This is a genomic window from Peptidiphaga sp., from assembly GCF_057238965.1.
Genome location: NZ_DBHHEV010000063.1, coordinates 1 through 15123, shown reverse-complemented (window position 1 = coordinate 15123; position 15123 = coordinate 1). Strand labels below are relative to the sequence as shown.

10 protein-coding genes are annotated in these 15123 nt (G+C 67.4%); 1 reads left to right on the top strand and 9 read right to left on the bottom strand.

Going from position 1 to position 15123, the window contains the following annotated elements:
• Positions 1-1014: 1014 nt before the first annotated feature.
• The 8 genes from ACO48X_RS08125 to ACO48X_RS08090 all read right to left on the bottom strand — a co-directional run bounded on the left by ACO48X_RS08125 (position 1015) and on the right by ACO48X_RS08090 (position 13134).
• Positions 1015-2442: a DUF4357 domain-containing protein gene (locus ACO48X_RS08125; RefSeq protein WP_485001581.1), complete on the bottom strand. Its 1428-nt coding sequence runs from the start codon at positions 2440-2442 to the stop codon at positions 1015-1017.
• Positions 2443-2488: 46 nt separating this feature from the next.
• Positions 2489-5542, bottom strand: a complete 3054-nt coding sequence (locus ACO48X_RS08120; RefSeq protein WP_485001580.1) for an FAD-binding and (Fe-S)-binding domain-containing protein — start codon at positions 5540-5542, stop codon at positions 2489-2491.
• 180 nt (positions 5543-5722) lie between these two features.
• Positions 5723-6142, bottom strand: a complete 420-nt coding sequence (locus ACO48X_RS08115; RefSeq protein ID WP_485001579.1) for a hypothetical protein — start codon at positions 6140-6142, stop codon at positions 5723-5725.
• Positions 6139-8262 (bottom strand): ferrous iron transport protein B, encoded by a 2124-nt coding sequence (gene feoB, locus ACO48X_RS08110; protein WP_485001578.1) that lies wholly within the window; start codon positions 8260-8262, stop codon positions 6139-6141. The genes ACO48X_RS08115 and feoB overlap by 4 nt, the downstream gene beginning before the upstream one ends.
• Positions 8259-8483 (bottom strand): FeoA family protein, encoded by a 225-nt coding sequence (locus tag ACO48X_RS08105; protein WP_082902951.1) that lies wholly within the window; start codon positions 8481-8483, stop codon positions 8259-8261. The genes feoB and ACO48X_RS08105 overlap by 4 nt, the downstream gene beginning before the upstream one ends.
• Before the next feature lie 386 nt (positions 8484-8869).
• Complete coding sequence (ppdK, locus tag ACO48X_RS08100; RefSeq protein WP_485001577.1) at positions 8870-11590, bottom strand: pyruvate, phosphate dikinase; 2721 nt, start codon at positions 11588-11590, stop codon at positions 8870-8872.
• Positions 11591-11836: 246 nt separating this feature from the next.
• The gene (locus tag ACO48X_RS08095; protein ID WP_485001576.1) at positions 11837-12235 is read right to left on the bottom strand and encodes a hypothetical protein; all 399 of its coding nucleotides are present in this window, start codon (positions 12233-12235) and stop codon (positions 11837-11839) included.
• Positions 12232-13134 (bottom strand): hypothetical protein, encoded by a 903-nt coding sequence (locus ACO48X_RS08090; protein WP_485001575.1) that lies wholly within the window; start codon positions 13132-13134, stop codon positions 12232-12234. Before ACO48X_RS08090 ends, ACO48X_RS08095 begins: the two co-directional genes overlap by 4 nt.
• A gap of 379 nt (positions 13135-13513) precedes the next feature.
• Between ACO48X_RS08090 and ACO48X_RS08085 the strand changes: the two genes are divergently transcribed.
• Positions 13514-13957, top strand: coding sequence for a YjdF family protein (locus ACO48X_RS08085; protein WP_485001574.1), 444 nt, complete (start codon positions 13514-13516; stop codon positions 13955-13957).
• Between the two features lie 180 nt (positions 13958-14137).
• Here ACO48X_RS08085 and ACO48X_RS08080 read toward each other — a convergent pair.
• Positions 14138-15123, bottom strand: a 986-nt coding sequence (locus tag ACO48X_RS08080; protein WP_485001573.1) for an amidohydrolase family protein, incomplete at its 5' end; no start/stop codon positions are given.

Genomic DNA, 15123 nt, shown 5'->3' with positions numbered 1-15123 from the left:
GCCGAGCTTCGGCAGCGGAACGAAAGCACACAGACGAAGGGACAGAAAAGCCACGAAATAGTGCTTTCGTGCTATGAAAATTGTTCCCTCTCGTCGCGAACTGATTCGGATCGCGCAGGATTAGACACGCATCGGTTTGATGCGCCGATTTTCCGAGCCACAACACCCGCAGCCACAAGAACTGCACGATTCGGGAGGGACCGTGCTTCGTCGCACTGGCGCGGCCGCTCCGCCTTTCGGCGTCCCTCGGAATCGCCCAATGCCTTTTCGGGTTCCCGGCACCCACGCAGGTCGCCGGGCACAGACCGAGGTTGCATCCGACAGCGGCAAAGTACCGACGCAACGGGGGTCGCCGACAGCACGAGGTCCCGCCGTTAAGGCAAAGAGGCATCGGCAAGACGTCCGCCGACAAAACATCGACAAGACGGCCGCCGGAAAACATCAGCAAGACAAGCCGCCGACGGCACGAGAATCACCGGCAGCGCAGAGGATGCGCCGGCGAGACGAGGGCATTGGCAGTGCGGGGCGACCGGTGGTCCCTCGCATTGAGGCGATCCGCTGCACACGAGCCTCCTGCGGCACGCGAGCCTCCCCAGCAAGCGAGTCTCCTAGAGCACGAAGGACATCAGCGAAACGCCATCTATAGGGCAAACAGCGCGAGGCAAGCCAGGAGGACTCCTCAAGACTCACCGCGCGCCAAAAGCATTCTGAATTCTCAGGTCTCTCTCAGTGCCTTCAGAAGGGCTGGCCCAGTTCAAGGCTGGCCCAATTCAGGGCTGGCCCAGGCTCTCAAGACTCGCCGCGCGCCTGCGAAAGCCCTCAAGATTCTTGGAAGAACTCGCCGAGTTCAGAACCGATTGACCTCATGGCTGGCAAGGGTCTTAGAGCTGACTGAGTTTCAGAGCTCGCCGAGTTTCTGAGCTCGCCGAGTTTCAGAACTGGCCGAGTTTTAAAGCTCGCCAAGCCTAAAAGCGCTCTCGGAGCCGGAGCCCTCCGGGCGCTCCCTGAGAGTCCTCAGAGCTCGCCGAGCAGCCGGCCCTCCCGCGTCTTCCACAGCTGCCAGCCGTTGACGTCGTTCCTGCCGAGGACCTCCGCGGCCGCCTTCGAAGGGTCCTGATAGGACGTGTGCCCCAGGAGGAGGGTGCCGGTCGAGGTCAGCGTGGCCATCGTCGGGCTCCCGTTCTTCCAGATCTCGAGGGTCAGGGGCGTGACGCTTCGGCCGGCTATGGCCACGAGCCGGCCGGCGGGAGTGAGAAGCTCGCGCTCGGCCGCACGGGCCACGGCGTCCGAGGACGCGTTGGCCGCGGTCGTCTCCGAAAAGGTCTGCGGCTGCCGGCGCTTGCCGTCGCGCTTAGGGGCGGACTTCTCCCACAACAGCTGCTCGGTGCGAGGCCGCTTGACCTCCTGGTCATAGCGGGCGCTGATGTACGTCGGCGTCTCGTCCGCGCCGTCCTCGGTCACACGCCAAGCCGGGATCACAGGGATCTTCATCTGGCTGAAGGGGTCCTCTTGGGCGCTCTGATCTGCGTGCTGATCCGGCGCGTCCTCCCGAGCGGCGCCAGGCCCCTGCTCACGGTGAGCCGAACGCCGCGAACGCCGGCCCGTCGGCTTGTCGCCGGCCTCGGCGTCCAAAGCTTGGGGCAGCTCGGCAAGCGGAGCCTCGATGGCTTCGACGATGAGGGTCTGCGCGGGATCGGTGACGTCGGCGTCGTCCTGGGAGCCGTGCGAGCCGATATGCCCCGGAAAAGCGGTAAACCTGGGGGTGGCAGGGATCGTGAGGGTCGGCTGAAACTCTTGCGCCTCACGCGCGCGCCCGCGCCTGCGAGGCTTGGTTTCTTCGCCGCTCTCGACGTCCGGGGCGGGGAGGAACTCGACTGTCTCGTCGGCCGAAGGCCCCGAGCCCCTCTTGCGGCACGCCTCAATGGACACTTGGCGCACGCCATTGGTGTCGAAGATCGAAGCGGAAAGAAGCTGCACCCTCTCGGAAAGCGTGGAAAAGACGGGAAGGACGTCGTCGTCGATGTCGAGCGCGACCACGATGAGCCGGGGGCTGACGCCGCCGAGCGGGGGGCGGCCGGAGCGGAACTCCTCCCAGTCCGGGCCGAACTCTTTCGGTCCCTTCGAGTAGACCTGCGCCATGTCCACGGGCCCGGTATGGGCATACCTTCCCGATCTGCTGACAACTTCGTAGAGGTCCACCGACGTAAGCCGCTGGCGAAGATTCACCATCACGACGGTTCCGTCTTGATCAATGGCCACAAGGGACTGCCCGTGCTTTCCTGCGGCGTCGCTCTCCTCCCACATCACTGGCAAAAGCGGAACGTCGACGATCTCGAGGATGCTCTCGCGGAGGGCTCCAAGGACCTCCGAGGCGAGGCTGCCCCGGGGCCGAACGGCCTGTGCAGGAGCGATGCGCCCGTTCGCCAAGGCGTACAGCACCATCGGCGAAACCTCCTTATGTAAACTTGCGTGATGAAACAAGGTTAGCTTATCGCGAGCGGGCCGGTATCCTCCCCTCGTCCGACATATGGCGCTGAACAGCCATCCCGTCGCGGATGAGTTCGGCCAGGTGTATGGCCCGAGAGACGGACAGCTGCTCCGCCTGGGTGCGGCAGGAAAAACCGTCGGCCAGGAAGACGGCGTCGGGATTCGCCCTTTCAAGCGCCGGCAGCAAGCGGGCGCCCGCAATCCTAGCGGATACGTCGTAGTGCCCCTTCTCCATGCCGAAGTTGCCTGCCAAACCGCAGCAGCCCGTCACCTTCGTCAGCTCGGCTCCCGCCGAAAGCAAAAGCGCTTCGTCCGCGGCCCATCCCATAACAGAATAGTGGTGGCAGTGCGGCTGGGCCACCACCTCGAGGCCGGTGAGATCGGGCATGCTCCAGCTTTCCCCGGGGCCAAGCGGCTTTGGCGCGCTGAGCAGCTCCGCCAAGGTGAAGGTCATTTCTTTGACCAGGGCGACGCGGGGGTCGTCGTCCAACAGGTCTTCCATGTCGGAACGCAGCACCGCGGTGCACGAGGGCTCGACGCCGACGATGGGAATCCCGTTCGCGGCGAACGGCGCCAACGCGCCAAGCAGGGAGTTCAGCTTTCGCTTGGCCGCATCGAGCTGCCCCGTGGTGATCCATGTGAGGCCGCAGCAGGCCTCGTCGGGGGGAAGCAGCACGGTGTATCCGGCTTCTTGGAGCACGGAGACGGCCGCCCGCGCTCCGCGGGCGTCGAGGGTTTCGGAGAAGGAATCCGCCCACAGTGCGACGTAACGAGGCTTCGCGTCCGATTCGCCCGCCGCCGATTCGCCTGCCGTCGCCTCCCCCGCCAAAACGCTCGTTCGAGCGAGCGCCATTCCCCGTTCGGGGGCGCTGCCCCGCCCTTCATCGGGGATGCCGTGCAGCCCCTTCTTTCGGGATTTTCGGGAGGCGGCGCGCAGGCTCCGGGCCTCTTTACGCGCGCTCCGGGCCTCTTCGCTCCGAGAGAAACGCCGGGTTTCGAACTCCGGCATCGCGCGCCGCGGGTCGACGCCGACCAGCCGGAAGGCCAGCCTCCGCAGCGGGCCGACCCGCATCACGGCGTTCGCGATCCTCGCGACGAGGGGAACCTTCGTGACCGCCCTCGCCCACAGCGGCAGCCTTCCCAGGGCGTAATGGGCCGCAGGCCTGCGTTTTCCGCGGTAGGCGCGGTAGAGGGCCTCGGATCTGTACCGCGCGACGTCGATCCCCGTCGGGCAGTCCCGCGAACACGCCTTGCATGCCAGGCACAGATCGAGGGAGTCGAGCACCTCGGGAGAGTCCCACGCCAGCGCCCCGCCGCGCGCCACGTCCTGGAGCACCCTCGCCCTGCCGCGGGTCACGTCCTTCTCGTCGCGTGTGGCCTCGTAGGAGGGGCACATGAAGGCGCCGAGGTCGAATCTGCTCGCCCGGCAATTGCCCACGCCGGTGCAGCGGTGGACGGCCCGGGCCATGTCTCCGCCGTCGTCGGCGAACCGGAAGCCTCCGGCGTAGGGGATCGGCTTCGCGCCCGGCCTTCTCAGACGTTCGTCGATGCGGTCGGGCCGCACGAGCACCCCCGGGTTGAGCAGGCATTCGGGGTCGAAGACCCCCTTGACTCGCTCGAACAGGGCGACGACGTCGGGCCCGTACATCCTCTCCAGCAGCTCCGAGCGGGCGCGCCCGTCGCCGTGCTCGCCCGAGAGGGACCCGCCGAAGCCCGCGGCGAGGTCGGCCGCCTCCCCCATGAACCGGCGGAAGGTTTCGGCTCCCCTTTGGGATTCGAGCGGGAAGTCGATGCGGACGTGGACGCATCCGTCCCCGAAATGCCCGTACATGAGGCCGTCAAGCCCGAATCCCTTCATGAGGGCCTCGAGCGCGCGGAGGTATCCGCCGAGCTTCTCGGGCGGAACGGCCGAATCCTCCCAGCCGGGCCACGCCTGGTTTCCCGCCGGGGTCCTCCCGCCAAGGCCCGCGCCGTCGGCCCGGATTTGCCACAGCCGGGCCGCCTCCGGACCTGCGGGCCGAATGTCGACGGCCGTGGAGGAGGCGGAGTCGGCCAGCGCCCTGGCCCTTGACATCGCGTCTGCGCCGCCTTCCTCGCCGACCTCGACCATCAGCCATCCACCGCCTTCCGGCAGCGGCGGAACCCCGCCCTTCGCACGCCGGACGACGTCGACCAGCCGGGCGTCCATGCCTTCGACTGCGAGCGGTCGGTGGGCGAGGAGGGCTGGGACGTCGTCGGCCGCGCTGGCCATGTCTGGGTAGCCGAGCACGACGAGGGCCGGCGAGGCCTCGACCGGGACGAGCCTGACCTCGGCCGCCGTCAGGAGGCCGAGCGTCCCCTCGCTGCCCACCAGGAACTTGGCGAGATTTCGCCCGTTTTCGGGTAGAAGGTGCTCGAGGGAGTATCCCGAGACCTGACGTTTGAATCTGCCGAATTGCAGGCGTATCGCCGCCAGGTTCTCGTCCACCAGCCTCGCGAGCTCGGGCACGGCCTCATACCCCAGCCCGCCTTCGCCCGCCTTCATCCGCCTGCCGTCGGCCAGGGTTACGTCCATGCCCGCGACGTTGTCCGCCGTACGCCCAAACGCCACCGCGTGGGGGCCGCACGCGTTGTTCCCGATCATCCCGCCGAAGGTGGCGCGGTTCTGGGTGGAAGGGTCCGGGCCGAAACGCAGGCCGAACGGGGCCGCCGCCTTCTGCAGTTCCGACATGACGACGCCGGGCTGCACGCGAGCCACGCGAGCCTCGGGATCGATGCCCAAGATGGCGTTCATGTGCCGCGAAAAGTCCAGGACGATCCCCTCGCCGATGGAATTGCCCGCGCACGACGTGCCGCCGCCCCGCCCGGTGATCGGAACCCCGAATTCTCGGGCGGCGGCGAGTGCCGCGGCGACGTCGTCGGCGTCTTTGGGAAAGGCGACGACGAGGGGCGGGATCCTGTAGTTCGAGGCGTCCGTCGAATACTCGGCCCTGCGGCGGGCGTCGGCGTCGGCCCCGCCCGCGACGGTCCGCTGGAGCCTGTCAAGGAGGCCTGCCGTGTCGATCACCGAATCCATGAGCTCATTGTGCCAGTGCGGAGGGCGCCGCGGGCGCGGCAACGCGTCGGCTTTCCGTCGGGGAAAGGCGCTCCCGGGGCGCCGGGCCATTGCAGGCGGCGTAGCCGTGGACCGTTTTAGCGTTCTAGGCGCTCCCGGGGCGCCGGGCCATTGCCCGGATCCCCCGCTTCGAAGCCGGCCTCAGATGACGAGGGGGCATCCGGCGCAGGCCACTCGGACCTCGTCGGAGACCTCCTTGGTGTGGCAGGCGCCCAGGCCCGAGGAGCACAGGGACCCGGCGTCGTCGAGCATTCCCAGCCGGTCATAGTGCTCCAAGAGGGTCGAGACGAACACCTCCGAGACGCCGGTCGCGGCGGAAATCGCCCGAACGGTGCGCCCCAACCGTATCTGCTCGAGTATCCTCTGCGTCACCGCGCCGCGGGGCCCTTCGAGCACGCCGTCGGCCGCGCCCCCGTTTTCCACGGAAACGCTGGCGCGGCCCTCTTTCGAAACGGAGGCGCCGCTCCCTTTTGGAGCGGAGGCGCGGCGGGCCCGGACTCCGGGGGCGGAGGCCTGCCCGACGTCGGAGCGGGCGCCTTTCCGCAATGCCCTCAGCCTCATAAGAACAGCTTCCCTACCTGGAAGATGCCGACGGCCAAAAGCCAGGCAACGGCCAATTGCACGCCCACGGCGGCGGTCGCCTTCTTCGCCCCAATGAGCTTCGCCTGCTCGGCCACAGTGGCCAGACACGGCGTATACGCCAAGACGAAGACGAGGAAGGCGAAGGCGGCGAGCCCCTGATAGCCCGAGCCTGCCGACTCGGTCAGGGACTGGTTGACGAGCTTGGGCAGCTTGCCGAGGTCCGAGCCGTCGTCCTCGGCGTCGCCGGCGTCGGCCTCCGGATCGAGGTTGTAGGAGGTGACCACCGAGGAGATGACAGTCTCTTTCGCGACGAAACCGGTCATGAGCGCGCCGGTCATGTGCCATTCGCCGAAGCCCGTCGGTTTGAAGGCGGGAACGAGCATCTGGGCCGTCTTGCCGTAAAGCGAGTCCTCCATCGCCAGCTCGGGGTCGGCGAAGCCCTTGTCGCCTGCGCCGGCGCCCACGGGAATGGCGCTCATGAGCCATACGACCGCCGTCATTGCGACGATGATCTTTCCCGCCCCGGTCACGAAGGCCCAGGACCTCCGGAATGTCATCTTCAGCATGATGAGCAGCCGCGGGATCTGATAGGCCGGAAGCACGAGCATGAGCGGCGCGGCCTTCTCGTCCTTTGTGATGAAGAACTTGAGAACCCACGCTGCGAACACGATGAGCACGGCCGAAAGCAGATACATCGAGAAGACGATCGTCGCGACGTGCCCGCGGAAGAAGATGCGGGCGATCATGAGGTAGATCGTCACGCGCGCCGCACACGAAGTGTAGGGCGTTATGAGCACGGTGACCAGGCGTTGTCGCGCCGAAGGCAGCGTTCTCACCGCGGCCAAAGACGGCAAGTTGCATCCGAATCCCATGATGAGCGGGAGGATGACGCGCCCGTCCAGTCCGATCTTGCGCATCAGGCGGTCGCCGAGGAATGCCGCCCGCGCCATGTATCCCGAATCCTCGAGCACGGAGAAGGCCGCGTAGATGACGAACATGAGCGGGAAGAAGCTGGCGACGACGCCGAGGCCGTTGACGATGCCGCCGACTGTCAGCTGCTGGAACCACGTGTCGTCCAGCCCTACTTTCTTCAGCAGCCAGATTGTCCCATTCGCCACCGAGATCGCGCCCGGGTCCGTCTTTGAGAAAAAGTCCTCGAAACGGTCTTGCAGCGGGCTGACCCACTCGCCTGCCGTCTTGAACAGCAGCCACATGAGGCTGAAGAAGATCGCGAGGCCGACCAGCGGGTTGAGAAGCACCCTGTCGAGCTTGTCGGAGCGCGAAAGCCGCTCGGGTTCGGCCTTGCTCTCGTGGAAGCTCTTCTCGACGGAGTCGACCCATGAAAAGAGCGTGTCCGCGCGGCCGAGCTCCTCCGCGTGCATTCGGGAGACGGCGGCTTTCTTCTTTTTCTTCGACGTCGATTTCGGCTTCGGCTCGCAGCAGTCGCACCCGACGTCGCCAATGTAGCCGGGCGCGCCCGGATCGGGGTCGATACCGCGAATGTGCGGCCGCGTGCGGATGGCCTCGGTGACCATCTCCTCGAGCCGCTCGTAGTCCTTCGACGAACGCGGGTCCATCGGCATGATCGGGATTCCGAGAGTGCGCGAGAGGGCGTCGTAGTCGATGACGTCCCCGTTTTCGGCGGCGACGTCGGCCATCGTGACGACGGCGGCGACCGGCTGACCGGTCTGCCCCACCTGGCCGAGAAGATAGAGGGAGCGCGTGAGCGAGCTGCCGTCGAGGAGGACGAGCACGAGGTCGATGCCGCGGGTCTTCTCCCGGTCCGTGATCGTGCCCGGCGCGCAAGAGATCGTGTCGGACACGACCTGCTCGTCTGGGCTTGTGGCGATGAGCGAGTACGTTCCGGGAAGGTCAAGCACCTTGAGCTTGGCTTTGTGCCAGTTTCCCGAGGCGACTTGGACCGTTGTCCCCGGCGCGTTGACCACGCGCTGGCGGGCGCCCGTCAGCTGGTTGAACAGCGTCGATTTGCCGACGTTGGGGTTGCCCACGAGGGCGATAGTGGGCTCCGTCGACGGACCGATGGAAAGGGTGGCCGTCGCATTGGAGTGGCCCTCGGATCCGCAGCGCGGGCAGCTCATGAGACCACCTCCGCGCGAATCCGCAGGGCTGAGCGGTGATCGACGGCTACCCGTGCGCCGCCGATGTTGAGAACGACTCCGCCGAATCCCGCATGCTGAGTCACGACGACCTCAGTGCCAGGCCTCACTCCGAGCTCCTGCATGCGCAGGAGGTTGCGGCGGGGAAGATTGACATGGGTCAACCGCAACGCTTTGTGCTGGGGGCACTCGCGAAGATTCATTGCAACCTCACCTCACTGTGACAGTTCTGGGTGTACATGGTCAGGTTATGCTTACAATCGCAATTTTTCGACCGAAGCGTGGATCGTTTCCTACCTGGGAGACATTTCTTCCACTCTCTAAACCCGACCCCTCCGACAAGTCTGGGACTATCGGCCCTTTCACTCGACGGTTTTATGGAACGTTTCGTAATTCGTTTGTTGCGGAATCGCTTTTTCTGACGTTCTGTCAGTTTGCCGACGGTTTCGTCGATGTTTGTCCGACCGGGCGGCGAGCGGAAGGAACCCGCGCGCCAAGTCGGTCCGGGCACGGCCCGCTCCAGACCTAAAACGTCTGGAGCGAGCCTATCGGCGTCGCCGAACCGGCGGCCGCCCGTGCCCGCAGCCTGCTAGCGGCCCGTGCCGGCGGACTCGTTGGAAATCGCCGCGCGCCCGGACTCCAGTCGGGCGACCGGAACGCGGAACGGCGAGCAGGACACGTAGTTCAGCCCGAGCTTGTCGAACAGGTGGATCGAAGCGGGGTCGCCGCCGTGCTCGCCGCAGACGCCGCACTTGAGGCCCGGCTTGGCGGCGCGCCCGCGCGCCACCCCGGTCTCGACGAGCTGGCCGACGCCGCTCGCGTCGATCGTCTCGAACGGCGAGATGCCGAAGATGCCGTAGTCGAAGTACTCGTTGAAGAACGAAGCTTCGACGTCGTCGCGCGAGAAGCCCCACGTGGTCTGGGTCAGGTCGTTCGTTCCGAAGGAGAAGAAGTCCGACTCGGCCGCGATGTGGTCGGCCTCGAGGGCGGCGCGCGGCAGCTCGATCATGTTGCCGATCGGGATGTCCAGCTCGACGCCGTTTTCCTTCTCGACCTTGCCGATGATGCGCTCGGCGTCGTCGCGGACGATCTGAAGCTCGCGCTCGGAGCCGATGAGCGGAACCATGATCTCCGGGCGGGGGTCGAGGCCCTTCTTCTTGCACTCGACGGCGGCCTCGGCGATGGCGCGGATCTGCAGCTTGAACAGGCCGCGGATCTTCAGGCCCAGGCGCACGCCGCGAAGGCCGAGCATCGGGTTCTGCTCGTGGTTGGCCTTGACGGCTTCGAGGACGCGCTTCTCATGCTCGGTGACCTCCTCGCCGCGGGCGGCCTTCACCGCGAGCTCAACCGAAAGCTCGGTGAGGTCGGGCAGGAACTCGTGCAGCGGCGGATCGATGAGGCGCACGGTCACGGGCAGGCCGTCCATCGCCGTGAAGATGCCGACGAAGTCGCCCTTTTGCAGCGGACGGAGCGCGTCGAAGGCCTCCTCCTGCTCCTCGGCCGTGTCCGCCAGGATGACGGACTCGATGAGCTTGCGGCGGTCGCCGAGGAACATGTGCTCGGTGCGGCACAGCCCGACGCCCTGGGCCCCGAAGGAACGCGCGCGCTCGGCGTCCTCGGGCGTGTCGGCGTTGGCGCGCACGGCCAGGTTCCTCTTCTCGTCGGCCTGCGTGAGGATGCGGTCGACGGCGCGCACCAGCTCCTCGGTGTCGGCGTCGAGGCCGGTGGACAGCGCGGCGTCGAGGCCGTGGGTGATATAGGTCATGACCGGGGAGTCGACCACCGGCACCTCGCCCTGGAAGACCTCGCCCGTGGTGCCGTCGATCGCGACGACGTCGCCTGCCTTGAGGGTGACGCCCTGAGACTTGACGTGCACGGTCCCGGTCTCTTCGTCGACGGCGAGGTCCTCTGCGCCGACGACGCAGCAGCGGCCCATGCCTCGCGCCACAACCGCGGCGTGCGAGGTCTTGCCGCCGCGAGCGGTGAGCACGCCGGAGGCGGCGACCATGCCGGCGAGGTCGTCGGGGTTGGTCTCGCGGCGCACAAGGATCACGGAGGCTCGGGCGGCGACGCGGGATTCGGCCTGCTCGTTGTTGAGGACGATCTCGCCGACGGCGGCGCCCGGCGAGGCGGGCATGCCCTTGGTGAGCACCTTCTTCTCGGCGTTCTTGTCGAACTGCGGGAAGAGCAGCGACGTCAGCTGGTCGCCCGTCACGCGGGTGACGGCTTCGTCGGAGGTGATGAGCCGCTCGTCCACGAGCTGGGTGGCCACGCGGAAGGCAGCCGCCGGAGTGCGCTTGCCCACGCGGGTCTGGAGCATCCACAGCTTGCCCTGCTGGATGGTGAACTCGATGTCGCACAGGTCGCGGTAGTGCGTCTCGAGCTTGTTCATGATGCCGCGCAGCTCGTCATAGGACTTCTTGTCGAGGCGCTCGAGGTCGGCAAGCGAAAGCGTGTTGCGGATGCCGGCGACGACGTCCTCGCCTTGGGCGTTGACCAGGTAGTCCCCGTAAACGCCCGAATGGCCCGTGGAGGGGTCCCGGGTGAAGCACACGCCCGTGCCCGAGGTCTCACCCATGTTGCCGAACACCATCGTGCAGACGTTGACCGCGGTTCCGAGGTCGTTGGGGATGCGCTCGCGACGGCGGTAGAGGCGCGCGCGCTCGGTGTTCCACGAGCGGAACACGGCTTCGACGGCCAGGTCGAGCTGCTTGCGCGGGTCCTGGGGGAAGTCTTCGCCGGTTTCGTCCTTGACGACCTTCTTGAACTCCTTGACGAGGTGCTTGAGATCGTCGGACGTCATGTCGAGGTCGCCCGAGTAGCCCTTGTCCGCTTGAAGCTTGTGGAGGATGTCGGCGAACTTGTCGCCGTCGATGTCCTGGACCGTCTTGCCGAACATCTGAATGAGACGGCGGTAGGAATCCCAGGCGAAACGCTCATTGCCGGACTGCGCGGCCAGGCCCTTGACCGATTCGTCGTTGAGGCCGATGTTGAGGACCGTCTCCATCATCCCGGGCATGGAGAACTTCGCGCCGGAACGGACCGAGACGAGCAGGGGATCGTTCTTGTCACCGAGGCGCTTGCCCATCTCCTGCTCGACGTTGCGCAGGTGGGACGTCACTTCGACGTCGAGCGTCTCGGGGGACTCGCCCGCCGCAAGGTATGCGCGACACGCATCGGTGGTGATCGTGAAGCCCGGAGGCACCGGAAGGCCGAGCTTGACCATTTCGGCCAAGTTGGCGCCTTTCCCGCCGAGCAAATCTTTCATGTCGCGGTCACCCTCGGTGAACGCGTAGACGTACTTCGTCATTAAATATCCTCCATTGGAAGTTCAGTGTTCCGCAGTCGCGGGCCGTCTACCAGACTAACATCGGCGGTGACGATTTTCACCCCGCACCTGTGACGAAAGCCCCGCGTCGTCAGCACCGAGATTCCGCGGTTCTCGGTAAAAAGGGCCTAGCTGAGCCGCGGGCCGAGAGCCGTTGAAAACACGGCTGCCCGTCGACGCGAGACGCGCAGGCTAGCCCATCGACGTGGAAGGCGCAGGCTGCACAGGCTAGCCCATCAGTGCCAGGCCCGCGTACCCGCACGCGCCAGCCGCGACGTACGACGCGAGCGTGCCGATGATGAAACGCTCCGTCAAGGCGGGGTTCGTCTGGAGGTCCGCCCAGCGGCCAAGCCCCTTCACAGCGACGACGGCGGCGACCATCTCGGGCTGGCGGGCCAGGATCGCGCCGGTTATCGCCAGCCTTTCCAACGCGCCGATCCACGCTCCGCCGCGCAGCACGCGCGGCTGGGCAGGCCGCTCACGGAGGACGGTGGCGCGATGCCCGCCCGAGCTCGGCCGAGGGCCGGCGCCGCCGCGGACTTTGGCCAGACGCATGACGCCCTCGACCGCCGCCCAGCCGAAGACCACGGACGCCGCAAGGGAAAGAAGCACGATCGCGACGGTCATGAGCGCGAGCCTCCTTGCTTTCTCCCGGATGCGGGAGCCTTTTCGGAATTCGCCGAGGCCGTCTTGGCCGCAGGTTTTTCTTCGCGGGCCGCCGGAGCCGGGCCATCCGCAGGGTTTTCTTCGCGGGCCGCCTGGCTTTTGCCTGCTGCGGATCTTTCGAGGGCCCCGGCGTCGGGGGTCTCGCTCCCCTTGGCGACAGCGCGCCCGTCCTTCGCCACGCCGCGCTCGACGTCGAACCGGGCATGCGACTTGCCTTTCGTTTTCGCCTTCCGCTCGGCGTCGAACCGGGCGTCCACCTCGTCGCCGATGCGGCCCAGCAGTTCGCTGAGCACCGCCCAGCCCCGCGTTTCCAGGTCGTACCGGGAGGCCGTGCGCCGCTGGGAGACCGCGGAGGGGCTAACGCCGAGAGCCGCCGCGGCCTCGCGCCCGGTGAGGCCGGCGTCGAACAGGTCGGAGACCTCGCGCTGGGCGTCGGTGCGATCGGCGAGCAGGGCACCGAGCAGCTGGAAGACGACCTGGGACGCCTCGAGGGCAAGAGGCGAGATGTTGACGTCCAGCCCTTGGCGCACCTCGACTTCCCCGCTTACTTTCGCCCGTTCGACGGCCTCGCGGGCGGCGACGAAGGCCGAGCCCCGCGCCTCGCGCACATTCCGGCCCACCGACTCGACCGAGCCGATTCCCAGGCCGATATGCCAGTCGCCCGCTGCGAGAGCGGCTCGAACGGCGGCGACGACGCCGGCGGCGTCGTCGAACAGGCCCTCAACCTCGTCCCCCACGGTCCTGTCGAATCCGGCAATCGGCGGATTGTCGGCGCAGGCCTCCACAAGCAATTCGAGCAATTCGGGCACGCGGTCGCCCGCCGACCGCGAGGACCGTTGGTCGATCGTCACCGCAAACATGCGCCCTCCTTTTCACCCCGACCGGTTCCGCTTTCCCAATGGGCCGAACCCGCTGTTCTCCGCCCAGACTACTAGATTAAGAGCAGAAGCTGAACCGAATATGCAATCGGGATTGCCGCCCATGCAGCGTTTGCAACAGCCCGGCAGTGAACCAGACGCGCAGTCGGGATTGCCGCCCATACAGCGTTTGCAGGAGGGCGCGATCGCCGTCCCCATGCGCCCCGCGTGTATAGTCGTGGGGTCAGTTCCTGATGAACGAAACGCGCTGCCCGGTAGGAAGCCCGGGCGACGCTCTGCGCGCATCGCGGTGCGGGGCGTCCGTCGCCAGCCTCGCTGGAATCCAGCTCGTCGGGTCCGCTTTTGCGTACCTGGAGGCAAGATGTCAGCGCAGTTCACACTGTTCTTCGACGGCCATCTGTGGGTCGGCGTCTACGAGATCGACGACGGCGAATCCGTCCGCGCAGCGCGAGTCGTCTTCGGCAAAGAGCCGAGCGCCGCGGAGCTTCACGAGTTCGTCCGCGAGCCCGGCGCAGAGCTTGTTCGGCGGGCGCACGGCGCCGTCCCCGTCGTCGAAAAAGGGGCCGACGCCGGAGAGGCAGGGGGCGGCGTGGGAAAAACGAACCCCAAGCGCGCCCAGCGGATGGCGGCGAAGGCGATGCGCGAGAGGGGCGTCTCGACGAAAGCCCAGGAGGCCCTGAAGGCCGACATGGAGTCGCGCGGCGAGGAGCGCGCCTCGGCGCGACGGAGCGAGCAGAAGCGAGCTGCCGACGAGGCATACGCGCGAAGGCGAGCAAAAGCCCGCCAGAAGCACCGGGGGCGCTGAAGCGGCGCCGGAAGCGCAGGGAACGCTCGCCGCTCTCCGCTTGCTCAGCGCTCGCTTCGTGGGCCACACCACGTCGAGCCGCGGCAGGCACCGTGCCCGCAAGCAACCACCGTGCAAGTAGACGCTGCGCCCGCAGATGCGCGCTTGTCCTGCGCAAGCAGATGCGGCCTTGTCCCCCGCTCACACCTCCGGGTGGCGGGCGAGGCGAGCGCTGCGTTCACGCCACTCGGCGAGGGTCACGGCGGGGCCGATCGGCTCGGCCGGAGTCTCCCGCGCGGGAAGGCCTTCGACCCGGTCCGGCCGGAATTCCCGGCCGCGGGCCGCCACCAGGCGCAAGTTGTGCAGGACGGCGAGGTCCTGACGCGGGTCGCCGGCCACGGCGATGAAGTCAGCTTCGAAACCCGCTGCAAGAACCCCGGTCACGCCGGCGCGTCCAATGCCGGCGGCGGCCCGGGACGTGGCGGCGAGCAGCACCTCGTTGCGGGGCAGGCCAACCTCCTCCAGGGCCTGGAGCCCGCCGACGTACGCCCGCTGCGGGGAGCCTGGGATTCCGGCGTCGTGCCCGGCGACGATTCGCACCCCGTGCTCCCAAAGAAGCCTGGCGGGCGGGGCGTAGGAGGGGTCTCTCGCGACAAAGCCGGGCAGGCCCGCGACTATCGTGCAGTCGACGTAGACGCCGGCGTTCGCCATTTCGTCGGCCAGCCTGGGGTCGAATTCGGTGCGTCCGGCCGCCGAGACGAAGGAGGCGTGGGCGACGTAGTCCACGCCGGCGCGCACGGCCCGCTCGATGCCCTGGACGCCGTGGGCGTGGGCTGCCGTCCACTTGCCCAGGCGGTGGGCCTCGTCGAACATGGCCCGGAGCTCCTCGACGGTGAATTGGGCGAACCACGGCGCGGAGCCGCCGGTCGTGAAGCCGCCGGTGGCCATCGCCTTGATCGTGTCGACCCCCATGAGGTGGTGGCGGCGGACCTGGCGGCGAATCTCGTCCACGGAGTCGGCGGCGCCGCCGGCATGGTGGGCGTGTCCGCCGGTGGTGGTGATCTGCGGGCCGGAGGCGACGATGCGCGGCCCCCGCAGGTCCCCGGCGTCGACGGCGTCGCGCAGGGCGACGTCCACGTAGTGCCGCGCCCCGAGGGACTGGACGCTCGTGACGCCCTCGCTGAGCA